Origin of the sequence: Yersinia entomophaga (assembly GCF_001656035.1) — a bacterium.
GTDB classification, from domain to species: Bacteria; Pseudomonadota; Gammaproteobacteria; order Enterobacterales; family Enterobacteriaceae; genus Yersinia; species Yersinia entomophaga.
This window is the reverse complement of record NZ_CP010029.1, coordinates 2,169,016-2,191,826: the sequence shown is the minus strand read 5'-3', so window position 1 is coordinate 2,191,826 and position 22,811 is coordinate 2,169,016. Positions and strand designations below refer to the sequence as shown.

Genomic DNA, 22,811 nt, shown 5'->3' with positions numbered 1-22,811 from the left:
TGATAAGCTGGTCATATTACGGCGGTTGATGTTTTCAATTTAATAGAATTTAAACGGCAGTGTTTTTCTATAACATTGCCGTTTTTTTGTGGTTTTCTCTTATTGGGTATGGGTAGCGTAGATGACGGATATGTATTCGCTGTTTGTGGCATTTATTCTGGGCGTGGTCGAAGGTTTAACCGAGTTTCTACCAGTATCATCAACCGGACATATGATCATCGTGGGCCATCTCTTGGGCTTTACCGGTGAGAAAGCTGAAACTTTCGAAGTTATCATCCAGTTAGGCTCGATTCTGGCCGTGGTCGTGGTGTTCTGGCGCAGGTTGTTCGGCCTGATCGGTATCCACTTTGGCGGTAAGAAAGTGGCTAACGATGGCCAGACCGGCGGTCATTTAACGCTCGGGCACATATTATTGGCCATGATTCCGGCGGTCGTCTTGGGTCTGGTATTCCACGATGCGATAAAGTCATTGTTTCAGCCTCAAAGTGTGATGTACGCCTTGGTGGTCGGCGGCCTGCTGCTGCTGGCGGCGGAATGGCTGAAACCTAAAAACCCTAAAGCGGTTGGGTTGGACGATATTACGTATCGTCAGGCATTTATGATTGGCTGCTTCCAGTGTTTAGCTCTGTGGCCGGGCTTCTCCCGCTCTGGGGCGACCATTTCTGGCGGTATGCTGACCGGCGTGAGCCGTTATGCAGCATCTGAATTTTCGTTTATTCTGGCCGTACCTATGATGTTGGGTGCCAGCGGATTGGATTTGTATAAGAGCCTGCACTTCCTGACTTTGGGCGATTTACCGATGTTTGCCGTTGGTTTTGCTACGGCATTCGTGGTGGCGCTGATTGCTATCAAAACCTTCCTGTCATTGATTAAGCGAATCTCGTTTGTGCCTTTCGCTATTTACCGTTTTGTAGTGGCCGCGGCAGTGTATTGGGTATTTATGTAAACTTTTTAAGTTAATAAATGCCAAAAAAAGCCCTGATTTAACAGGGCTTTTTTACACCTGTTTATTGAAATTCGCTGTTCTGGTTAGTTTCGCAGAGAGTCAGTTTCCAGTCTGCCAACGCTTGCTGGCGGCGACGTTTGACTTCATCCCTAATCGCCAGACCTTGCAGGCCGCTGGCAACCACTTCCTTGATCGACACGCCATTAGCAACCTGATAGGCCGCGCGCAGATAATCGCCCTGCGGATAAGGATTATTTTCAAAACCGGTGCGCCCACGGGCATCGGCTTCGCTGGTCATAATCATTTGCTCTAAACGTTCCGGTTTGCGCCAGACGTCAATGGCGTCAAACAACTTGAGTAGGGTTTCCGGGCGCAATTTATCGACGGTATGAATCAAATCGTGATATTCCGCCACTAGTTTTGCCAAATCCCGAATAGGATTGGGTACTCGCAGGCGTTGGCACATTTTCTCTACCCGTTTGACACCTGCGGGGCCATGGCCGTGGTGACGCGGCCAGAATTCTTTGGGCGTCAGTCCCTTGCCTAAATCGTGGCACAGTGCGGCGAAGCGAATATCAATGTCTGGACTAAGCTGTGCGGCAATGGCCAGCGTCATCAAAGTATGGATACCGGTATCAATCTCTGGATGCCATTTCTCCGGAGCAGGCACGCCAAACAGCGCGTCAATTTCCGGGAACAGCACAGCCAGCGCGCCGCAGTCGCGTAAAACCTGAAAATAGGTTTGTGGACTCTGGCTGATTAAGGCTTTTTCTGTTTCTTTCCATACGCGCTCTGGCGTGAGCGCCGAAAGCTCGCCGCTGTCGGCCATTTGGCGCATTAATATCTGAGTCTCTGGCGCGATAGAAAAGCCCAGATGAGCAAAGCGAGCGGCAAAGCGGGCGACTCGCAGTACGCGTAGTGGATCTTCGCCAAAGGCGTCAGAAACATGGCGCAAAATGCGGTTTTCCAGATCCTTTTGGCCATGATAAGGATCAAAAAGTTCGCCTTCCGCGCTACGGGCAATGGCGTTGATGGTCAGATCCCGACGGAGTAAATCTTCTTCCAGCGTGACGTCCGGTGCGGCATAGCAGGTAAAGCCGGTGTAACCCTGACCGGATTTTCGCTCGGTACGTGCCAAAGCATATTCTTCACGGCTGACCGGATGAAGGAATACCGGGAAATCCTTGCCGACCTGCTGATAACCTAGAGAAAGCAACTGCTCAGGAGTGGCACCGACCACTACCCAATCCCGCTCGGTGACCGGCAGATTTAATAAATTGTCGCGTACGGCACCGCCGACCAGGTAGATATTCACTGTTATTCTCCTGATACCGATTGTATCGATGATTCTGAAATAAGAGGCTTAAGGCCTGACCAGAGTATAGCGAGGTGGGGCGAGCAAATAAAATCGGCCGCCTGATGGCAGCCGATAGGATTCAATCTACAGTTTCCGCGATTAATTCATCCAGCGGTTATTTTTCTTACGGCTTGGGATAAGGTGCGGCAATACCAGACCCAGCAGCAGACCGATACCGGCAACGCCGCCACCGTACATAAACCATTGCAGAATAATGGTGCGCTGCTTGTCATCCAACTGTAGGTTGACGGCGTTCACTTTCTTCTGCGCGACAACCAATTGGTTTTTCAGCGCTGCATTTTCTTGTTTCAGCGCGTTAATCACGCCGTCGCTGGCCGCAACTTTCTGCTGCATTTCAGCGGTACGCTGATTCCAGCTATTATCAATATTAGCCAGTTTGTCCGTCAGGGTTTTAACCTGTTGTTCCAAATCAGGTAAACGCACTCGCATACTTGGCGACTGACTCAATTGATCCATTGGGATCCAAGTGGTACGCCCTTTACTGTCGCGAATTTGGCCATAATCTGCCGCTTCGTTAACGCTGATCAGGGTGACTTCATCGCCGGCATTTAGCGTGCCGAGAATGCGGTATTGGTTACCGGGGCCGCTATGGACGTAGGTGATTAGCTCATCGGAGATGTAGCGTTTTTCTTCAGCGTGCGCGCCCCAACTGATGCTTAGACTTAGCACTGCGAGACAAATTAGGCGTAATTTCTGCATTAGATCATCGTTTATGAGTGAATTTATGGAACGATAGTAGAGGGTTCAGTTTGCCGACGCAACGCATAAACCGGAATGAGAACTATCTTACTCTCAATGCCAGTGCGGGTTTAGCGCGATTTTCGCCGGTTTTTCAGAAACTAAAATTAGTCTGATCAAGCTAGTAGGGCAGACTCGGCAAATCAGGTTAAAATAGGGTTTGACTCGCCTGCTGCACGAGACTTTTCGTACAGAAAAAGCGGTGTAAAACAGGCAAATTATCGCGAATGGCGCATAATGCCCATAATCTCGCAAATATCGGTGTGAATGAAATTATGACCGTTGAAATAGAATTAAAATTTATCGCTACTCCAGCAGCCATTGCTGCCTTGCCGGGCCAGATTGCGTCCTGGCCACATGAACATTTCGCGCCACAAACGCTGACCAATATCTACTTTGAAACCGAAGACGGTCGCCTGCGCGAGCATGATATGGGCTTACGTATTCGCGGCTGTGATGGGCAATTTGAAATGACGATAAAAACCGGTGGCAAGGTGGTCGGCGGTTTGCATCAGCGCCCAGAATATAATGTCACTATTGATAAACCAGAGTTGGATTTGGCGCAATTTCCTGTGGAAATCTGGCCGGAAGGCTGGGATGTCACCGCACTTCAGGCTGAACTGAAACCACTATTCCAGACCGACTTTGTGCGTGAAAAGTGGGTAGTTACTTACCAGCAAAGCCTGATTGAACTGGCTTTGGATCTGGGCAATGTTACAGCCAACGATCTCAGCGAAGCTTTGCACGAAGTGGAGCTGGAGCTAAAGCAGGGGAATCAGGCGGATCTTCTGGCGTTGGCGGCAGAACTGGCGCAAAACGGCGGTCTGCGTCAGGGGAGCCTGAGTAAAGCTGCGCGCGGCTACCATTTGGCAAAAGGCAATCCGGCGCGGGAAGTTCGTCCGTTGTTGGTGGTGCAGCCTGCGCCTAAGTCTACCGTTGAGCAGGGAATGTCTGCGGGTCTGGAAATGGCCTTGGATCACTGGCAATACCATGAAGAACTGTGGCTGCGTGGCGATGAATCAGCAAAAGCCATGATAATCGAAGCGTTAGCGATGATTCGTCAGATCATGACGGTATTTGGTGGTTTGGTGCCACGTAAAGCCAGCACTGAGCTGCGGGCACTCTTGACCGAGCTGGAACCTTTACTGGCGGCGAAAAATGCCGAGGCGGAACAATTGTGCTACAGCGCCGCTTATCTTAAATGTAAGTTGGCGCTCACATCTTGGCTGGTTAACGCTGGCTGGCGTCCGTTCCTCGATGCTAAAGGGCAGTCAAAGCTACAGGGTTCCTTTAAGCGTTTTGCTGATATTATGCTGAGTCGCAGCGCTGCAGATTTGAAAGAAGCCTTTACACATCATATGGATGACGATGGCTATCTGGCGCAGTTGCCTCGCTTGAATCGTCAGATTCTTTCTTTCCAGCTATTATCCGGTTTCTATCCGCAGAGCGAATGGCATCCATACATTGATGGATGGTTTGGTCTGCAACAGGCTATTGTTGAACGTCAGGGACACTGGCGTGATACCGCCCGTAAAGAGGCGTTGGCTCAGCCCGCTTTCTGGCTCAACGGAGCTGCGCGTTAACTGATTAACAGCCTGCTTTTTGCAGGCTGTTTTGTATAGGGATTCGAAATGTTGCCACTCTCCTCAGAATTACAGGTGCAAGCGCAAAGTATTGTACAGCGTTTTCATGAGCTTCCGATAAGCCGGACGTTAACAGAAGAAGACGTTGCAGTGCTGACGCTAAGTGATTTTGTCAGTGATATGTTGTTGATTCATCCCGAATGGTTGGATGAGCTACACCAGCAGCCGCCGCAGGCGGATGAGTGGCCACGATACCCGGATTGGCTGGGCCAGGTGCTGAGCGAAGTGCAGGATGAAGCCGCGCTGATGAAGGCACTGCGCTTATTCAGGCGGCGAATGATGGTGCGTATTGCGTGGTCGCAGGCGTTGCAGACCAGTACCACGGAAGAAACCTTGCAACAGCTGAGCGGGCTGGCGGAAAGCATTATTATTGCCAGCCGCGATTGGCTGTATCAAACCTGCTGCAAAGAATGGGGAACGCCTTGTAATAGCGAGGGAGTTCCACAACCTTTGCTGATTTTAGGGATGGGAAAGCTAGGCGGCGGAGAACTGAACTTTTCCTCTGATATCGATCTGATTTTCTCTTATCCGGAAAATGGCCATACCCAAGGTGGCCGCCGGGAGCTGGATAACGCGCAGTTCTTTACTCGTTTAGGGCAGCGGCTGATAAAGGCGTTGGATCAGCAAACTATTGATGGTTTTGTCTATCGGGTCGATATGCGGCTGCGTCCCTTTGGCGATAGCGGCCCGCTGGTGCTGAGCTTCGCCGCGCTGGAAGACTATTATCAGGAACAAGGTCGCGATTGGGAACGTTATGCGATGGTGAAGGCGCGGCTGATGGGCGGTGCGGAGGATTATTATAGCCAGGAACTGCGTCGAACTCTGCGGCCTTTCGTATTCCGTCGCTATATAGATTTTAGCGTGATTCAATCGCTGCGTAATATGAAAGGCATGATCGCCCGCGAAGTACGACGCCGCGGCCTAAAAGACAATATAAAACTGGGCGCAGGTGGAATTCGGGAAATCGAATTTATTACGCAGGTATTCCAATTGATTCGCGGTGGCCGCGAGCCGCGTTTGCAGGAACGAGCGTTGCTGCCCACGCTACAGGCGGTATCAGAGCTGGGATTACTCACTCAGCGGCAGGTTGACTATCTCTGCACCAGCTACCTGTTTTTACGCCGTTTAGAGAATCTTTTACAGGCGATTGGTGATGAACAAACCCAAACTTTGCCGAGTGATGGGCTGAATCAAGCGCGTCTGGCGTGGGGAATGGGGAAACGGAATTGGGCGGAGCTGACGGATGCGCTGGACAATCACATGCAGTCCGTTCGTTTGGTATTTGACGATCTAATTGGCGATGATACCCCTGATGTTGGCGAAGATGCCTGCTATGTTTCGTATAACAGTCTGTGGCAGGATGCGTTGGATGAAGGTGATTTGGCGCCCTTGACTCCGCATTTAGATGAACATGCGCGCAGACACTTCCTTAGCACGCTCGCTTCTTTCCGTCATGACGTGGATAAACGCACCATTGGGCCGCGCGGTCGGGATAAGCTGGATCAACTGATGCCGCGTTTGCTGGCGGAGGTTTGTCCGCGTCGCGATGCGGATATCGCTCTAAGCCGCCTGATTCAACTGCTGTTGAGCATTGTGACCCGTACCACCTATCTGGAGCTGCTGCTGGAATACCATGCAGCGCTGACTCACGTTATTAAGCTGTGCGCCGCTTCACCGATGGTGGCCAGCCAGCTTGCGCGTTACCCGCTTTTATTGGATGAATTACTCGATCCTCATTCGCTGTATCAACCCCTTGCTCCTGGCGCTTATCGTGATGAATTGCGTCAGTATTTACTGCGGGTGCCGGAGGATGACGAGGAGCAACAACTGGAAGCGTTGCGTCAGTTTAAACAGGCGCAGCAGCTACGAATTGCTGCCGGCGATATCACTGAAGCGCTGCCGGTAATGAAAGTGAGCGATCACTTAACCTATCTTGCCGAAGCCATTATTGACGCGGTGATTCAACAAGCCTGGAATCAAATGGTCAAACGCTACGGCCAGCCAACTCATTTACAAAATCGGGAAGGGCGCGGTTTTGCCGTCATTGGTTATGGCAAACTGGGCGGATGGGAACTGGGATATAGCTCTGATCTAGACTTGGTTTTCCTGCTGGACTGTCCGTTAGATGTGATGACGGACGGCGAGCGCAGTATCGATGGCCGCCAGTTCTATCTGCGTCTGGCGCAGCGCGTGATGCATCTGTTTAGCACCCGCACTTCATCGGGTATTTTATATGAAGTGGATGCACGCTTACGCCCTTCCGGTGAGTCAGGGATGCTGGTGAGCACCATTGAAGCCTTTGCAGAATATCAGCAAAGCGAAGCTTGGACCTGGGAACATCAGGCGCTGGTGCGGGCACGCATGGTGTATGGCGATGAAAGCCTGCAGCAGGAATTTGTGGCCATTCGCCAGCGTATTTTGTGTCAACCGCGTAACGATCTGACATTGCAGCAGGAAGTGCGCGAAATGCGTGAGAAAATGCGCAATCACTTAGGCAGTAAACAGCGGGATACCTTTGATATTAAAGCCGATGCGGGAGGTATTACCGATATCGAGTTTATCGCCCAGTATCTGGTATTGCGCTACGCCGCCGGTGAGCCGCGTTTAACCCGTTGGTCTGATAACGTGCGTATTTTCGAGCTGATGGCCAATTACGGCATTATGGAACAGCAGGAAGCGGTGGCGTTGACCCAAGCCTACGTCACCATGCGGGATGAGATTCACCATCTGGCTTTACAGGAGCTATCCAGCAAAGTTGCCGCCGATTGCTTTATTGCCGAGAGAGAGCAGGTGGCCGCTAGCTGGCAACATTGGCTGGGATAACTATTTCACTTTTCTTATCATTTTTATTAATTATCTATTGGAAATAGTCTGTAGGGCGAATATCGCCCCTTTTTCTGACCTGTAAATTGAAATTGGCAGTGGATGGGAAGTGGATAGCCCTTTTCATTGCGGCATGTTGCCTCTGACACCGGTTTTTTGCCATGCACTGCGCAAAAGGGGAAAAAACCGCTATTCAAATCCCTTTGCCTGTACTGAAATTCATCTACCTGAGGTAATAAGGCAAAACCGATTTTATTGGTAAACGAAAGCCTGTGATATTATCCGCCACAATATAATGATCTGTTTTGGAGCTATGGGATGAAAGTTACACTGCCCGATTTTCGCCGCGCTGGTGTACTGGTGGTTGGCGACGTGATGTTGGACCGTTATTGGTATGGGCCGACCAGTCGGATATCGCCGGAAGCACCGGTGCCAGTGGTGAAAGTGGACACTATCGAAGAGCGTCCGGGTGGTGCAGCTAACGTTGCTATGAATATCGCCTCCCTGGGTGCCGCGTCACAGTTGGTTGGCTTAACCGGCATTGATGATGCGGCGCGGGCGTTGACCAGCAAGCTGAATGAAGTCAACGTGCGCTGTGATTTTGTGTCTCTGCCAACGCATCCTACCATTACCAAGCTGCGGGTGCTTTCCCGTAACCAACAGTTGATCCGCCTTGATTTTGAAGAAGGATTTGACGGTGTCGATCCTCAGCCTATGTTTGATCGTATCCAGCAGGCATTGCCTCATATTGGCGCATTGGTGCTTTCTGACTACGCCAAAGGCGCTCTGGTTAGCGTTCAGCAGATGATAAAATTGGCGCGTGCGGCTAAGGTACCAGTGCTTATCGATCCGAAAGGCAGTGATTTTGAACGCTATCGCGGTGCAACCCTGCTGACGCCTAATCTGTCTGAATTTGAGGCGGTAGTAGGGCATTGTAAAACCGAAGATGAGTTAGTGAGTCGCGGTATGAAACTGGTTGCTGATTTCGAGCTGTCAGCGCTGCTGGTGACGCGCTCCGAGCAGGGAATGACCTTGTTGCAACTGGGGCAGCCGCCGCTGCACTTACCAACTCAGGCGCAGGAAGTGTTCGATGTAACCGGCGCGGGTGACACTGTGATTGGCGTATTGGCTTCGGCATTGGCCGCGGGTAAAACGCTGGAAGAATCTTGCTTCCTGGCGAACGCCGCCGCAGGTGTCGTGGTGGGCAAGCTGGGTACTTCAACGGTTTCTCCGATCGAACTGGAAAACGCCATCCGTGGCCGTGCCAGTACTGGTTTTGGCGTGATGACCGAAGAACAGCTTAAAACTGCGGTGGCTCAGGCGCGTCAGCGCGGTGAAAAAATCGTCATGACCAACGGAATTTTTGACATCCTGCACGCAGGTCATGTCTCTTATCTGGCTAACGCCCGTAAACTGGGCGATCGTTTGATTGTCGCGGTTAACAGTGATGCGTCCACTAAACGCCTGAAAGGAGAGAAACGTCCGGTTAACCCGTTGGATCAACGCATGATTGTGTTGGGTGCGTTGGAGTCTGTTGATTGGGTCGTTTCTTTCGAAGAAGACACGCCACAGCGCTTAATTGCTGGTGTTCTACCAGATTTACTGGTGAAGGGCGGAGACTATAAGCCTGAAGATATCGCCGGTAGCGCTGAAGTCTGGGCCGCAGGCGGTGAAGTTAAGGTACTTAACTTTGAAGACGGTGTTTCCACTACTAATATTATTCAGTCGATCAAAAACGGGCGCGGTTAACTCAATCCGCTGAATCAGGGTAAGGATGCTGCGCCATGGCCAATGGCATAAGGCGGTACGGTGAGTGGATTGAAGCAGGAGTTGGGGTTGGCGCAGGGCGTTGGTTTGTTATCTACGTCCTTGCTGGGCACCGGCGTATTTGCTGTACCGGCGTTAGCCGCCATGCTGGCGGGCGACGACAGCCTATGGGCGTGGCCACTGCTGATTGCCCTGGTGTTCCCTATTGCTATCGCCTTCGCCGCGCTGGGGCGTCATTTCCCTAGTGCTGGTGGCGCGGCTCATTTCGTCAATATGGCGTTTGGCCCACGTTTGGGTAAAGTGGCGGGCTGGCTGTTTTTATCGGTGATTCCCGTGGGGTTACCAGCGGCATTGCAGATTGCCGCTGGCTTCTGGCAGGCCATCTTTGGCTGGAGTGCTACCGGCTTGCTGATAGTGCAACTGGCTACTTTACTGGTGATTTGGCTACTGGGCACCCGTAGCGCAGGTTCCAGCGCCAATATTCAAACTCTGATTGCCCTGTTGATTATCGCTCTGGTTGCGGCGATTTGGTGGCGGGGGGATATCAGCCCCGCTCAGATTCCCTGGCCAGCGATTACCGATGTTTCTCCTCCTAATATATTCAATGCATTAGCGGTAATGTTCTGGTGTTTTGTCGGTCTGGAAGCCTTTGCGCATCTGGCGACAGAATTCCGCCATCCTAAACGGGATTTTCCTCGCGCCTTGCTGATCGGCATGTTGGTGGCCGGTGCGGTTTACTGGGGTTGTACCGTTGCCGTACTCCATTTCCATGCCTATGGCACAGAGCAGGCCGCGGCCGCATCTCTACCGGGCATAGTGGTGCAACTTTTTGGTCAGCGCGCACTTTGGGTCGCTTGTATTATTGGCTATCTGGCGTGCTTCGCCAGTGTGAATATTTATACCCAGAGTTTTGCTCGCATGGTGTGGTCACAGGCTGTCAGTCGCCCAGAAAGCCCTTTGGCTCGCTTATCCGCTGGCCAAACGCCGGTCAATGCCCTTAGCGCCGTAGTGGGTTGCTGTCTGGCTGCTACGTTGCTGACTTATTGGTTTTCTCTGCCGCTGGATATGCTGATCGTCTACGCCAACGGTATTTTCGTGCTGATTTATTTGCTGTGTATGTTGGCGGGTATTCGCTTGTTGAAAGGGCGTTCACGCTGGATGGCGATGATTGGCAGCCTGCTGTGCTGCATATTGCTGTTGATGATTGGGTGGAAGAGTTTATACGCTCTGGTTATGTTTGCGGGACTTTGGCTCATTTTGCCAAAAACAACCATATCAACGGTTGATCGCTGACTCATCGGCTAACATTAAGATGTTTTTTATCAACGAAAAAAGGGGCATTCTAGCCCCTTTAAGCTGAACGCTGGAAATAATTACTCGCCGGTTTTCTCGGCTTCGTCCTGCGCAGCAACTGGCGCCGCGTTAAATTTGGCTTCCAGCTCGCTCATCCGCTGTTCCAACATTGCCAGTTTTTCGCGGGTGCGCAGTAACACCTGCGTTTGCACGTCGAAATCTTCACGATTAACCAAATCCAAACGAGTCAGTTGCGATTGCAGCACCTGGCGGATTTTCTTTTCGACGTCATCCCCGAACTCGCGGATACCTTTCGGCATGGATTCATGCACCTGGCGGGCGATTTGTTCAATTTTTTTCGGGTCAATCATGGTATTTCCCTAATTTGATGTTTAGTGATTGCCTAATAGTGTAATGCCTGGCGTCAATTCTATAAACCTTTGTGACCAGGGTTTAATTCTGCATTTTGCCAATTGCCCGGACGAATCATTAGCGTTATAGTCTTTACGCTTATTCTCAGGGCGGGGTGAAAGTCCCCACCGGCGGTAAACCATAGTTAGGTACTTTTGTATCGCGTTGTGGAAGCCCGCGAGCGCTCACATTGAGTGGTTAATTTCATTCAGCGTAGAGGTCAGCAGATCCGGTGTAATTCCGGGGCCGACGGTTATAGTCCGGATGGGAGAGAGTAACGGTATCTGCCGGGCATACTGCCCGCTTGCGTTATTTTTGCCGTATATTTGGCGAACACTCCTCAAGACCGCCCTGATTCTGGTAATCCATAATTTAATGAGGTTTTTTACCATGAATCAGACCCTTCTATCAGATTTTGGCACGCCTTTCGAGCGTGTAGAGCGTGCATTGGACGCCTTGCGTAATGGCAAAGGTGTGATGGTGCTAGACGACGAAAACCGCGAAAACGAAGGCGATCTTGTCTTCGCCGCAGAAACCATGACCGTAGAACAAATGGCTCTGACAATTCGTCACGGCAGTGGGATTGTGTGTCTGTGTATCACCGAAGAACGTCGTCAGCAGCTTGAGTTGCCAATGATGGTGACCAACAACTCCAGCCAGTTCCAGACCGCATTCACCGTGACTATTGAAGCCGCTAAAGGCGTTACTACGGGCGTATCTGCCGCTGACCGCTTGACCACCATTCGTGCGGCCATTGCGGATAACGCGGCACCTGCGGATCTTAGCCGTCCAGGCCACGTTTTCCCACTGCGCGGTCAACCGGGTGGCGTACTGACTCGTCGTGGTCATACCGAAGCATCCATTGACTTGGCAACGCTGGCCGGTTTTAAACCCGCAGGCGTACTGTGCGAATTGACCAATGACGATGGCAGCATGGCGCATGCGCCAGAAGTGATTGCCTTTGCTAAACAGCATGATATGCCAGTAGTGACTATTGATGACCTGGCGGAATACCGCTTGGCTCATGCACAGAAAGCCAGCTGAGTTTGGTTAGCAGCATTCTGAATGCTGTCTGATTTAACTGACTGAGTTAACCGGGTTTTATTTTCCTTAACAGGTAAAATAGCCCGGTTTTTTCATTTCTGTTTCCGCTGTGGATTCCCGCTTTGTCTTCCCTCGCTATACATTCAAATTTCTTGACTATCTTCTTCATGGTTATCCGGCTGTGCAATGAAAAGAAAGCGCGTAATGTAGTTGCAAGGTCTGGCGACCAACCTGTAGCTAGAGCCTGATAATTTCATTTAACTGTAAGGATTTCCTATGAACACCTCTCGTATGCCTGCACTGTTTCTCGGCCACGGTAGCCCGATGAACGTGCTGGAAGAAAACAGTCATACCTTGGCATGGCGTGCGTTGGGTAAGGCGATTCCTAGGCCGAAAGCGATTTTGGCTATTTCCGCCCACTGGTATACCCGTGGAACTGCGGTAACAGCAATGGGAAAACCGCGGACTATTCACGATTTTGGCGGATTTCCACAGGCTTTGTTTGATACTCAGTATCCGGCTCCCGGTTCGCCTGAGCTTGCAGAGCAAATTCAGCAACTGCTGAAACCTGCTGAAGTGATGGCCGATACCCGCGAATGGGGTTTGGATCACGGAGCTTGGGGAGTGTTAATTAAAATGTACCCTGACGCCGATATTCCGGTGGTGCAACTCAGTGTTGATGGTACCCAGCCAGCGGCTTATCACTATGAATTAGGGCGTAAGCTGGCGGTGCTACGTGAGCAGGGTGTGCTGATTGTGGCCAGTGGTAACGTGGTTCATAACCTGAGAATGGTTAACTGGAAGGGAGAGGCTAGCCCTTATCCGTGGGCCGAATCTTTTGAACAGTACGTCAGGGATAACCTTGATTATCAGGGGGATAACCATCCACTGGTCCATTTTATGGATCATGAGGGCGCGGCGCTGTCAAACCCGACTCCGGAACACTTCCTGCCGCTGCTGTATATTTTGGGAGCCTGGGACGGAAAAGAAGCTATTTCTCTACCGACCGAAGGAATCGAAATGGGATCGCTGAGTATGCTGTCGGTTCGTTTAGGCTAATGATTTGATTGATATAAGTGGTTTTATAAATATAAGAAGGGAAAGCGATTGCCTTCCCTTTTGCACATCATAGTTGGGGATTAGCCAAAAATAATATGTGGGTAGAATCGAGACAGATCCTGCGTGATCAATTCGCGATCTTCGCGCAGACCAATACCGCAGGGCTGATCGTTGATCAACCAGCTGCCAATCAGCGTGTAGCTATCGCCAAAGCGTGGCAACGGATGGAATTGCTGTACGATCATGCCTTCTTCACCGTAAGGGCCATCCACGCGGGCCACTTCTTTGCCATTTTCCACGATCTGGATATTGGCACCTTCCCGTGAGAACAAAGGCTTGGTCACATAGTGATCCAGCGGCGGATGGTCGTCTTCGGCAAAGTATGCTGGCAGTAGATTTGGGTGATTAGGGAACATCTCCCACAGCAGCGGCAGCAGTGCTTTGTTGGAAATAATGCTTTTCCACGCCGGTTCCAGCCAGCGAACGCCCGCGTCTTCCAGCTTGGTGGAGAACATTTCGCGGAACATGAATTCCCATGGATAGAGCTTGAACAAATTACTGATAACCTGGTTATCCAGATCGGTAAATTGCCCTTTTTCACCCAGGCCGATTTCTTCCATAAACAGGAATTCGGTTGGTAATCCGGCCTCAAGAGCACAATCTTGTAGATATTGCACCGTACCGCGATCTTCTTCGGTGTCCTGACAGCAGGCCAGATGCAACAGGCTAAAACCGTGGTTTTCCCGCAGTTCAGTAAAGCGTTCGATTAGCTTTTCCTGCAGGCTGTTGAACTGATCTGCATCGCCGCTCAGATTGCCAGCGTTGATCTGATCTTCCAGCCACAGCCATTGGAAGAATGCCGCTTCATACAGTGACGTTGGCGTATCTGCGTTATTTTCCAGTAACTTGGCCGGACTTTTACCGTCGTAGGCTAAATCAAGGCGGGAATAGAGAGAAGGCTGGTTGGTGCGCCACGAAGTGCGGACGAAATCCCAAACATGTTTAGGAATGCGGAATTTTGCCATCAGCTCATCGCTATTAATGACCTTTTCTACCACCTGCAGGCACATTTGATGCAATTCTGCCGTGGTATCTTCCAGCTCTTCAATCTGCGCCAGCGTAAATTCGTAGTAGGCATCCTCACACCAGTACGGCTCGCCATACATGGTGTGAAATTTAAAGCCAAACTCGGTCGCCTTTTCGCGCCAGTCTGGACGCTCGGTAATCGGTAAACGTTTCATTAATCAGACCTTAGCCACCCATACTGCGCGAGCTGGAATTGGATGATGAAGCATTGCTGCGCTGCATAGAGGTCTGTTTGGCTACTGATTCACCGAAGCCACCGCGAGTGATAGTGTTGGTTACCGCAGGTTTTGGTGCCAGCGCGGTTTTAGGCACGGTCATGGTACGACCGGTGGTAGCAGGGCCGTAGTTTTTACCGGTTGCGTCAACAAATTTGCCGTTAGCCGGGCTGCCTGCTGATTTAGAGGTAAACAGTGGTTGGCTTGCGCCGCCGCCCATCATTCGGCCCATCATGTAACCGGCCATCAGAGGCATCCACATACTGCCGCTCTGCTGTGGCTGCGCCGTTGCGCCAGCTTCTGCGGGTGCTGAAGTCGGAGCCATACCGGCCTGAGCCGGTGCCTGAGTACACTGAGACTCACCAAATTCAGCCACACAGTCTGCACGCGTTGCATATTTAGGCGCGGTTTTAGCCGCTTCCTGCAAGGCATTATTGTAAGACGCAGTGCATTCGGCGCTTTTAGATGGATTTGCCTGTGAGCAGTCGTCTGCATTCTGGTACAGAGAGACGGTTTCATCGGTTTTTTCGCAACCGGCAAGCATAAATACGGCACTGACCGCCAACGCGACAGGCGCTAAGCGATAGTTACGCCAGGATTTACGGAATGTCTCTTGATTGATGTTTTTAGTCCGTTTCATCGTCATTGGTCCTGTGTCCGGGCTTTTTGCCCTTTATCCCATTTATAGTCATATAGCGTGGCCATAAGAATAGGGGAAAGATGTATAAAATTAAAGCGCAGGGGGAGGTCAGCGGCATACTTTACATTGCTATACGAAATGCTGCGGGCTAGCTCTCTTTTTTCATCGATGAAAAATGCTTGTCCCTAAAGTGGAGGAAATCATGAGAAAAGTAATAATCGGGCGTATACAATGCTACGCCCGAAGAATGTCGGCCTTGGGGAAAGGCCGACGTCAGAATCAGTTGCGGAATGGATTACCAGAACTGCGGGTTGTCGCCGCCGCTGGCTGAGTCACCGGCACAGTTTGAGACGCGGTCTGTGCGTCGCTGCCCGCAGGTTGCTGTTTACCCTCGGGCGCCACAGCGTCTGGTGCAGTTGGAACCGGCTTATCCAATACTGCGTTCAGCGACATCAAATCGTTCTGATTCAGAGTACCCAGAGCAGATTTAATGTTTAACTGATTGATCAGATAGTCATAACGGGCATTGGCTAACTGCTGTTTTGCATTGTACAACGTGGTGGTTGCAGTCAACACATCCAGAATGGTACGAGTTCCCACCTGATAACCGGCTTCAATGGCATCCAATGAACTTTGGGCTGAAATCACAACCTGTTTGTAGGCATTGATGCTGCTGATTGATGCCGAAATGTTGTTAAACGAGGAACGAACGTTCTGCACGACGCCACGGTGTGCGCTTTCCAACTGCTCGCTGGCGCCAACAAAGTTGAACTGCGCCTGTTTAACCGCCGAGTTGGTTGCTCCGCCGCTGTATAATGGCAGGCTAAGCTGCACGCCGATTTTGTTCTGACCAGCGTCATTATTGATTTGCTGCGAACTGGCGCTACCGCTGTAACGGGTATTAGTAATTGATGAAGAAGCGGTCAGATCAATCGTTGGCATATAGCCAGTTTCGGCCGCTTTAATCTGCTCACGAGCCAAATCCTGATTTAAGCGAGCAGTCAGCAACGCCAGGTTGCGTTTTTCTGCTTCTTTCAACAGGTTATTGACTGCGTCTGGTTTATCGGTTTTCAAACGTTCAACGTTCAGAGAGGCCAGTTCCGGGTAGTAAACGCCGGTGACCTGACGCAGAACTTCCAGTGCGTTATCCAGATTATTACGCGCCGTCACTTCATCGGCCAGCACAGTGTCATAGCTGGCGCGGGCGTTTTGTACGTCGGTGATTGGATCCAGACCGACGTTAAAACGCTGAGTGGTTTGATCCAACTGACGGTATACCGATTCTTTCTGCGCCTGAACGTAAGACAGAGAGTCAATCGCTCTCAGTACGTTGAAATAGGCGGTAGCGGTGGTCAGGATTAACGATTGTTCGCTGGTCTGGAACGAAACGTCCTGAATACCGGCAGCTTTTTCTTGTAAGGTCAGCGCGCGCCATTTTGACATATCGAAAATGGTTTGGGTCAGTTGCAGCGATCCTGAGGTGGAATTGCTGTCTACGCCATTGTTATCGCGGAAACCGTTGGTATAGGTATAACCTGCGCCTAAACCGAGCTGTGGTAACAGCGGGCTGCGAGATTGATTGATTTTTTCGAATGCAGCATCACGGTCAGCGGCAGATTTACGTAAGTCGGGATTGCTGTCCCGCGCTTGTTTATAAACTTGCAGCAGGTTCTCTGCCTGGCTCATGGTACTGAAACCGGCAAGGCTCAGTCCGATAAGAAGGGGGAGCAGTTTCTTCATTTGCATTCCTTGTTGTGCAGCAGTTGTGCGCAAAATGTTGCCATGGTATCTGACGATAGACGAATTGTTGCCGATTCTATCAGAGTCTGCCAATGGGATAAGGTGGCTGATTGTGCCATCTTGCCTTTATTTACCTAAATCTAACACAAACTTAAACCAGTATTCTTCCAACCATTCCCATAAGGCCGCCACGCTTGCTATTTTAAACTCAGACAGCATAGCTAGCCCGCCGCTTATCATTTTTTATTCGCGAAGACTTTTACTTTTTATATCAGTAAAACGAGTGTCATAAAAAATTAGTATATCGGCACAATACTCAGGTAGGAGAAAAGTATATGTCATTGCCCCAAGAGTCACCGGTAACTTTGAATAAGAATGATGTGGAAATTATTGCACGTGAGTCACTTTACAGCGGTTTTTTTTCATTGAATCTGTATCGCTTCCGTCATCGCCTATTCAACGGTGAAATGAGTGGTGAGGTAAAAAGGGAGATTTTTGAGCGCGGCCATGCGGCGGTTTTGCTTCCTTATGATCCGATCCGGGACGAAGTGGTGCTGGTGGAGCAACTGCGTATCGCAGCTATTGATTCCAGTGAGTCTCCTTGGCTACTGGAGATGGTCGCTGGCATGATCGAGCCGGGGGAGAGTGTGGAAGAGGTCGCCCGCCGCGAAGCGCAGGAAGAGGCAGGTATCATCGTTGGGCGCTGTAAACCGGTATTGAGTTATCTGGCCAGCCCCGGTGGTACCAGCGAGCGTTTATCGATTATGGTCGGTGAAGTGGATGCCACCACGGCCTCCGGTATTCACGGTCTGGAAGAAGAGAATGAAGATATTCGCGTCCACGTGGTTAGCCGCGAGCAGGCCTACCGCTGGGTGGAAGAAGGCGTTATCGATAACGCCGCTTCGGTCATTGCATTACAATGGCTGGCGTTGCACCATCAGTTGCTGAGAAAAGAGTGGGAAAAATAATGTCTAAACGCTATACGCCTGATTTTCCTGAAATGATGCGGGTGTGCGAAACTAATTACGCACAATTGCGTCGTTTAACGCCGCGCACTGACGAAGTGAATGAAAGCATGGCTTATCAGGTCAATAGCATCTGTTATCGATTAACTATCTTGGAATCGACTCGCTACACTACGGTGGTTGAGATTGTGCAGACTGCGCCAGTCGTCGGCCATTGGGGGCTGCCTTCGATGTCGGTACGCCTTTACCATGATGCCAGGGTAGCGGAAGTGTGTGCCAGTCAGCAGATCTCCCGGTTCAAAGCAAGTTATGATTATCCGAATAAAAAGTTGCATCAACGGGACGAAAAGCATCAAATTAACCAGTTTCTTGCTGACTGGTTGCGCTATTGCTTGGCGCATGGAGCTGTGGCGGTTCCGGTTTGTTAGACAGACTTAAAACAAGGATACCAATTGGAAAGCCTGTTTGAACTGCCTATGGCGAGTGGGGCCAGGGTCAGAATATTACAAATAACAGATACCCACCTTTTTGCCGGTGAGGATGAAACCTTGCTGGGTGTCAATACCGGACGCAGCTATCGGGCGGTATTGGATGCAATTATTGCCGAAAAGTACTCCTACGATCTGATCGTTGCGACCGGCGATCTGGCGCAGGATCAGTCTATAGCGGCTTATCAGCATTTTGCGCAGGGTATTGCCCGTTTGTCTGCGCCATGCCTTTGGTTGCCGGGAAATCATGATTTCCAGCCGGCAATGGTAGATGTGCTGGCCGCGGCAAATATTGCGCCATCAAAACAGGCGTTTGTAGGCGATAACTGGCAGATTCTCTTATTGGACAGCCAGGTTTTTGGTGTGCCTTACGGTGAATTAAGCGAACATCAGCTAGAGTGGATGGAACGCTGCTTACAGGCTCATCCAGAACGCTACACTTTGATTTTGCTACATCACCATCCGATGCCGTCAGGTTGTACCTGGTTGGATCAACACAGTCTGCGCAACGCTCATATGCTGGCCGATGTATTGATTCGCTATCCGCGCGTCACTACGCTGCTGTGCGGACATATTCATCAGGAATTGGATCTTGATTGGTATGGCAAGCGGCTGCTGGCCAGCCCGTCAACCTGCGTGCAATTCAAACCGCACTGTACTAACTTTACTCTGGATACCGTAGCGCCGGGATGGCGTTACCTCGATTTATTGCCGGGCGGTACGCTGGAAACGGAAGTACGCCGCCTGGACAGTGACGAGTTCAACCCCAATATGGATGCGGACGGCTATTGATGAATACTCTTCTTTATCTGCATGGTTTCAACAGCTCTCCGCAGTCGGCGAAAGCCACCGCGTTCAAAAGCTGGCTGCAGGAAAATCATCCGCACATTGACATGTTGGTACCGCAGTTGCCGCCGTTTCCGGCAGAGGCGGCGGAAATGCTGGAAGATATCATTATGAGCAAGGCCGGGCAGAATCTGGGCATTGTCGGCTCCTCGCTGGGTGGATATTTTGCCACCTGGCTTTCCCAGTGTTTCAGCATTCCGGCGGTGGTAGTCAACCCGGCGGTACGTCCTTTCGAGCTGTTGATTGATTATCTGGGGCAAAATCAGAACCCCTACACGGGTCAGCAATATGTGTTAGAGTCTCGTCACGTTTATGACCTGAAAGTCATGCAAATAGATCCGTTGGAATCGCCTGATTTACTCTGGCTATTGCAACAAACCGGGGACGAAATCCTCGATTATCGACAGGCGGTTGCTTATTACACCTCTTGTCGACAAACGGTAGAATCAGGTGGAAATCATGCCTTTGTAGGCTTTGAACACTATTTCTCACCGATTGTGAATTTTTTAGGGCTAACGACTGCCTGATACAGCGTGACGTTATCGCCGCCAGATGCGGTGAGTGTAATCACTCACCCGGCTGTCACCGCTAGCCCTCCAACCCTTAGCCGAACATTAATCAAACCATGACTCAATCCAGCTATAACGCTGATGCCATTGAAGTACTCAGCGGTCTAGAACCAGTACGTCGTCGTCCAGGTATGTATACCGACACTACGCGCCCAAACCACCTCGGCCAAGAGGTGATAGATAACAGTGTTGATGAAGCGCTAGCCGGACACGCTCGCCGTATTGATGTGATTCTGCACGCCGATCAGTCTCTGGAAGTGATTGATGATGGCCGCGGGATGCCAGTGGATATTCACCCGGAAGAAGGCGTACCGGCCATTGAGCTGATTCTCTGTCGTCTGCACGCCGGGGGGAAATTCTCTAATAAGAGCTACCAATTCTCCGGCGGTTTGCACGGCGTGGGGATTTCAGTGGTTAACGCCTTGTCTCGTCGAGTGGAAGTGACGGTTCGCCGGGACGGCCAGATTTACAGCATGGCGTTTGAAAACGGGGATAAAGTGCAGGATTTGCAGGTGATTGGTACTTGCGGTAAGCGAAACACCGGCACCAGCGTGCATTTCTGGCCTGATGAATCGTTTTTCGATAGCCCGCGTTTCTCCGTTTCCCGTTTGTCACATTTGCTGAAAGCAAAAGCGGTACTGTGTCCGGGCGTGGAAATCGTCTTTAAAGACATGGTGAATAACACCGAACAACGCTGGTGTTATGCCGATGGCCTGACCGATTATCTGATGGAAGCGGTCAACGGCCTGATTACTTTGCCGGAAGTGCCGTTTGTCGGTTCTTCCGCTGGGGATACCGAAGCTATTGACTGGGCGCTGTTATGGCTACCGGAAGGTGGCGATCTGCTGACAGAAAGCTACGTTAACCTGATTCCTACCATGCAAGGCGGTACTCACGTCAATGGCCTGCGCCAAGGCTTGCTGGACGCCATGCGTGAGTTCTGCGAATACCGCAATATTTTGCCGCGCGGCGTGAAGCTGTCCGCCGACGATATCTGGGAACGCTGCGCCTACGTGCTTTCCGTCAAAATGCAGGATCCGCAGTTTGCCGGTCAGACCAAAGAGCGCCTGTCCTCTCGTCAGTGCGCGGCCTATGTATCTGGCGTGGTGAAAGATGCCTTCAGCCTGTGGCTAAACCAGAACGTTCAGGCGGCTGAGCAACTGGCCGAGCTGGCTATTTCCAGCGCGCAGCGCCGGATGCGCGCGGCGAAAAAAGTGGTACGTAAAAAGCTGACCAGCGGCCCGGCTTTACCCGGCAAACTGGCAGACTGTACCTCGCAGGATCTCAGCATGACCGAACTGTTTCTCGTAGAAGGTGATTCCGCAGGCGGATCGGCGAAACAGGCGCGAGATCGTGAATATCAGGCCATCATGCCGCTCAAAGGTAAGATCCTGAATACTTGGGAAGTGTCCTCGGATGAGGTACTGGCTTCACAGGAAGTGCATGATATTTCAGTCGCGATCGGTATCGATCCTGATAGCGAAGATCTGAGCCAACTACGTTACGGCAAGATCTGCATTCTGGCGGATGCGGACTCTGATGGTCTACATATCGCCACTTTGCTGTGCGCGCTGTTTGTACGCCACTTCAGCTCGCTGGTGCGCGGTGGCCATGTCTATGTGGCCATGCCGCCGCTGTACCGTATCGATTTGGGTAAAGAAGTGTTCTATGCGCTTGATGAAGAAGAAAAAACTGGCGTATTGGAGCAGTTGAAGCGTAAACGTGGTAAACCTAACGTTCAGCGCTTTAAAGGATTGGGTGAAATGAACCCGCTACAGCTGCGTGAAACGACGCTCGATCCTAATACTCGCCGTTTGGTGCAGCTGACCGTTGACGATACCGATATCGATAAGACGATGGCGGTGATGGATATGCTGCTGGCGAAGAAGCGTTCCGAAGATCGCCGTAATTGGCTACAAGAGAAGGGAGATACCGCCGAGATCGAAGTGTAATTCTTTTTTTGCGGATCTTTGCGTTAAACCGCGCCCGGCTGCATTCATGCAGATCCGGGCGTGGTCGTTTATGACCGCTAACCGCAGCTTCATTTCTACAAGTTTTTGCGGTTAAATAGCTTAAATCTTTGCCTGGATGTCAATAATGAAAATCACCTTAGAAGAACTTCAAGCTTTTATCTCGGTGGTGGACAGCGGTTCGATCACGGCGGCGGCGGAACAACGCAATCAAACCACATCGGGTATTAGCCGGGCGCTGAGCCGTCTGGAGCAAAAACTGGAAACCACCTTGCTGCGGCGTACCACGCGTCGGCTGGAGTTAACCGAGGAAGGAGAGCTGTTTTTGGCTCACGCTCGGCAGATTATTGGCGCGGTGGATGATGCCGAAGAACAAATCGCACTGCGACGGCTGAAACCAGCCGGGAGACTGCGAGTCAACGCCGCGGTGCCTTTTATGCAGCATGTGATCGTGCCGATGATTGGCGGTTTTCGCGAGTTATATCCGCAGATCGATCTGGAGTTGAATACCGACGATCTGAATATCGATCTGCTGGAGCAGCGGACGGATGTTGCCATTCGTATTGGCGCTCTGCGCGACTCGACGATTCATGCCCGCTTATTGGGTTCCAGCCGTCTGCGGATTCTGGCTAGCCCGGAATATATTCAGCGCCACGGTGCGCCAGAAACGATAGAAGCACTGGCTGAGCACAGCTTATTAGGATTTACTCAACCGGAATTTCTGAATCAGTGGGCGTTACCTTATTTGCCCGGCGGTCGCTCATCGATTACGCCTTGCTTGGCGGCATCCAGTGGGGAAACTTTGCGCCATTTGGCACTGAATGGACAAGGAATCGTCGAGTTATCCGATTTTATGACGCGGGAAGATCAGTTGGAAGGACGCTTGGTGCAGGTGCTGGCGGAGCAAACGCTGGAAGCCTGGCAACCGATCAATGCGGTTTATTATCGTAATACGCAGTTGGCTGCGCGGATCACCTGCTTTCTGGATTACGTGAGCGAGCAGATTCGTTTGCAGGGTAGCCATTGGCTCAAAGCAGAAAAATAGTCGTAGATTGGGAAATCCGGCTACCCGATGAGGGCGGATAGCCGGTAGACACATTAGACTTTTTCGCTTTCATTCTGCTGGGATGTTGATCGCTTTTACTGACTTCAGTCACAGAGTGGAATAAGTGCCTAAAGATTCGTTCGTT

The 22,811-nt window shown here is 51.1% G+C and carries 19 protein-coding genes and 1 riboswitch; of the genes, 13 read left to right on the top strand and 6 right to left on the bottom strand.

All coding sequences use genetic code 11. From position 1 onward, the window contains the following. Positions 1 to 121: 121 nt before the first annotated feature. A complete protein-coding gene (gene bacA / locus PL78_RS09970) occupies positions 122 to 946 on the top strand; it encodes an undecaprenyl-diphosphate phosphatase (RefSeq protein WP_049597795.1) in 825 nt (274 codons plus the stop codon). 61 nt (positions 947 to 1,007) lie between these two features. On the opposite strand, the gene PL78_RS09965 is transcribed toward bacA, so the two are convergent. After that, positions 1,008 to 2,261, bottom strand: a complete 1,254-nt coding sequence (locus PL78_RS09965) for a multifunctional CCA addition/repair protein (RefSeq protein WP_064515190.1) — start codon at positions 2,259 to 2,261, stop codon at positions 1,008 to 1,010. 141 nt (positions 2,262 to 2,402) lie between these two features. Then, entirely contained in the window at positions 2,403 to 3,023 is a 621-nt protein-coding gene (locus PL78_RS09960; protein WP_064515188.1) for a TIGR04211 family SH3 domain-containing protein, read from the bottom strand. Between the two features lie 314 nt (positions 3,024 to 3,337). On the opposite strand from PL78_RS09960, the gene PL78_RS09955 reads away from it, so the two are divergent. The 4 genes from PL78_RS09955 (at position 3,338) to yjeH (ending at position 10,588) form a co-directional block, all read left to right on the top strand. Then, positions 3,338 to 4,645: a CYTH domain-containing protein gene (locus PL78_RS09955; protein WP_064518378.1), complete on the top strand. Its 1,308-nt coding sequence runs from the start codon at positions 3,338 to 3,340 to the stop codon at positions 4,643 to 4,645. A 48-nt stretch (positions 4,646 to 4,693) separates the two neighbouring features. Next, a complete protein-coding gene (gene glnE / locus PL78_RS09950; RefSeq protein WP_064515186.1) occupies positions 4,694 to 7,528 on the top strand; it encodes a bifunctional [glutamate--ammonia ligase]-adenylyl-L-tyrosine phosphorylase/[glutamate--ammonia-ligase] adenylyltransferase in 2,835 nt (944 codons plus the stop codon). A gap of 318 nt (positions 7,529 to 7,846) precedes the next feature. Continuing rightward, positions 7,847 to 9,277, top strand: a complete 1,431-nt coding sequence (gene hldE, locus PL78_RS09945) for a bifunctional D-glycero-beta-D-manno-heptose-7-phosphate kinase/D-glycero-beta-D-manno-heptose 1-phosphate adenylyltransferase HldE (protein WP_064515184.1) — start codon at positions 7,847 to 7,849, stop codon at positions 9,275 to 9,277. 60 nt (positions 9,278 to 9,337) lie between these two features. Beyond that, positions 9,338 to 10,588, top strand: coding sequence for an L-methionine/branched-chain amino acid transporter (gene yjeH, locus PL78_RS09940; protein WP_064515183.1), 1,251 nt, complete (start codon positions 9,338 to 9,340; stop codon positions 10,586 to 10,588). Between the two features lie 80 nt (positions 10,589 to 10,668). On the opposite strand, the gene ubiK is transcribed toward yjeH, so the two are convergent. After that, entirely contained in the window at positions 10,669 to 10,959 is a 291-nt protein-coding gene (gene ubiK, locus PL78_RS09935; protein ID WP_064515181.1) for a ubiquinone biosynthesis accessory factor UbiK, read from the bottom strand. A 137-nt stretch (positions 10,960 to 11,096) separates the two neighbouring features. Beyond that, positions 11,097 to 11,279: riboswitch (FMN riboswitch) on the top strand. A gap of 110 nt (positions 11,280 to 11,389) precedes the next feature. Here ubiK and ribB point away from each other — a divergent pair. Beyond that, positions 11,390 to 12,043 carry a 3,4-dihydroxy-2-butanone-4-phosphate synthase gene (gene ribB / locus PL78_RS09930; protein ID WP_064515179.1) on the top strand — a complete coding sequence of 218 codons (654 nt, stop codon included), beginning with the start codon at positions 11,390 to 11,392 and terminating at the stop codon, positions 12,041 to 12,043. 276 nt (positions 12,044 to 12,319) lie between these two features. Continuing rightward, positions 12,320 to 13,102: a 4,5-DOPA-extradiol-dioxygenase gene (gene ygiD, locus PL78_RS09925; protein ID WP_064515177.1), complete on the top strand. Its 783-nt coding sequence runs from the start codon at positions 12,320 to 12,322 to the stop codon at positions 13,100 to 13,102. Between the two features lie 80 nt (positions 13,103 to 13,182). On the opposite strand, the gene PL78_RS09920 is transcribed toward ygiD, so the two are convergent. The 3 genes from PL78_RS09920 to tolC all read right to left on the bottom strand — a co-directional run bounded on the left by PL78_RS09920 (position 13,183) and on the right by tolC (position 16,783). Further along, a complete protein-coding gene (locus PL78_RS09920) occupies positions 13,183 to 14,343 on the bottom strand; it encodes a glutathionylspermidine synthase family protein (protein ID WP_064515174.1) in 1,161 nt (386 codons plus the stop codon). A 10-nt stretch (positions 14,344 to 14,353) separates the two neighbouring features. Next, positions 14,354 to 15,043: a DUF1190 family protein gene (locus PL78_RS09915; protein WP_064515172.1), complete on the bottom strand. Its 690-nt coding sequence runs from the start codon at positions 15,041 to 15,043 to the stop codon at positions 14,354 to 14,356. 279 nt (positions 15,044 to 15,322) lie between these two features. Then, positions 15,323 to 16,783 (bottom strand): outer membrane channel protein TolC, encoded by a 1,461-nt coding sequence (tolC, locus tag PL78_RS09910; protein ID WP_064515170.1) that lies wholly within the window; start codon positions 16,781 to 16,783, stop codon positions 15,323 to 15,325. 335 nt (positions 16,784 to 17,118) lie between these two features. Here tolC and nudF point away from each other — a divergent pair, with 335 nt between their 5' ends. The 6 genes from nudF to PL78_RS09880 all read left to right on the top strand — a co-directional run bounded on the left by nudF (position 17,119) and on the right by PL78_RS09880 (position 22,666). Beyond that, positions 17,119 to 17,751 (top strand): ADP-ribose diphosphatase, encoded by a 633-nt coding sequence (gene nudF, locus PL78_RS09905; protein ID WP_064515168.1) that lies wholly within the window; start codon positions 17,119 to 17,121, stop codon positions 17,749 to 17,751. Beyond that, positions 17,751 to 18,176, top strand: a complete 426-nt coding sequence (locus PL78_RS09900) for a DUF1249 family protein (RefSeq protein ID WP_064515167.1) — start codon at positions 17,751 to 17,753, stop codon at positions 18,174 to 18,176. The genes nudF and PL78_RS09900 overlap by 1 nt, the downstream gene beginning before the upstream one ends. A gap of 24 nt (positions 18,177 to 18,200) precedes the next feature. Continuing rightward, complete coding sequence (gene cpdA / locus PL78_RS09895) at positions 18,201 to 19,028, top strand: 3',5'-cyclic-AMP phosphodiesterase (protein WP_064515165.1); 828 nt, start codon at positions 18,201 to 18,203, stop codon at positions 19,026 to 19,028. After that, positions 19,028 to 19,609, top strand: a complete 582-nt coding sequence (gene yqiA / locus PL78_RS09890; protein WP_064515163.1) for an esterase YqiA — start codon at positions 19,028 to 19,030, stop codon at positions 19,607 to 19,609. The genes cpdA and yqiA overlap by 1 nt, the downstream gene beginning before the upstream one ends. A 98-nt stretch (positions 19,610 to 19,707) precedes the next feature. After that, positions 19,708 to 21,603, top strand: coding sequence for a DNA topoisomerase IV subunit B (gene parE, locus PL78_RS09885; protein WP_064515162.1), 1,896 nt, complete (start codon positions 19,708 to 19,710; stop codon positions 21,601 to 21,603). 145 nt (positions 21,604 to 21,748) lie between these two features. Next, positions 21,749 to 22,666, top strand: a complete 918-nt coding sequence (locus PL78_RS09880) for a LysR substrate-binding domain-containing protein (protein ID WP_064515160.1) — start codon at positions 21,749 to 21,751, stop codon at positions 22,664 to 22,666. Positions 22,667 to 22,811: the final 145 nt, after the last annotated feature.

Bases quoted from the DNA above. Each gene is read 5' to 3' on its own strand.
- PL78_RS09960 (WP_064515188.1), bottom strand. From the start codon at position 3,023: ATGCAGAAATTACGCCTAATTTGTCTCGCAGTGCTAAGTCTAAGCATC.
- yqiA (WP_064515163.1), top strand. From the start codon at position 19,028: ATGAATACTCTTCTTTATCTGCATGGTTTCAACAGCTCTCCGCAGTCG.
- glnE (WP_064515186.1), top strand. From the start codon at position 4,694: ATGTTGCCACTCTCCTCAGAATTACAGGTGCAAGCGCAAAGTATTGTA.
- PL78_RS09955 (WP_064518378.1), top strand. From the start codon at position 3,338: ATGACCGTTGAAATAGAATTAAAATTTATCGCTACTCCAGCAGCCATT.
- bacA (WP_049597795.1), top strand. From the start codon at position 122: ATGACGGATATGTATTCGCTGTTTGTGGCATTTATTCTGGGCGTGGTC.
- ribB (WP_064515179.1), top strand. From the start codon at position 11,390: ATGAATCAGACCCTTCTATCAGATTTTGGCACGCCTTTCGAGCGTGTA.
- hldE (WP_064515184.1), top strand. From the start codon at position 7,847: ATGAAAGTTACACTGCCCGATTTTCGCCGCGCTGGTGTACTGGTGGTT.
- nudF (WP_064515168.1), top strand. From the start codon at position 17,119: ATGTCATTGCCCCAAGAGTCACCGGTAACTTTGAATAAGAATGATGTG.
- ubiK (WP_064515181.1), bottom strand. From the start codon at position 10,959: ATGATTGACCCGAAAAAAATTGAACAAATCGCCCGCCAGGTGCATGAA.
- parE (WP_064515162.1), top strand. From the start codon at position 19,708: ATGACTCAATCCAGCTATAACGCTGATGCCATTGAAGTACTCAGCGGT.
- ygiD (WP_064515177.1), top strand. From the start codon at position 12,320: ATGAACACCTCTCGTATGCCTGCACTGTTTCTCGGCCACGGTAGCCCG.
- PL78_RS09880 (WP_064515160.1), top strand. From the start codon at position 21,749: ATGAAAATCACCTTAGAAGAACTTCAAGCTTTTATCTCGGTGGTGGAC.
- PL78_RS09920 (WP_064515174.1), bottom strand. From the start codon at position 14,343: ATGAAACGTTTACCGATTACCGAGCGTCCAGACTGGCGCGAAAAGGCG.
- PL78_RS09900 (WP_064515167.1), top strand. From the start codon at position 17,751: ATGTCTAAACGCTATACGCCTGATTTTCCTGAAATGATGCGGGTGTGC.
- tolC (WP_064515170.1), bottom strand. From the start codon at position 16,783: ATGAAGAAACTGCTCCCCCTTCTTATCGGACTGAGCCTTGCCGGTTTC.
- PL78_RS09915 (WP_064515172.1), bottom strand. From the start codon at position 15,043: ATGAAACGGACTAAAAACATCAATCAAGAGACATTCCGTAAATCCTGG.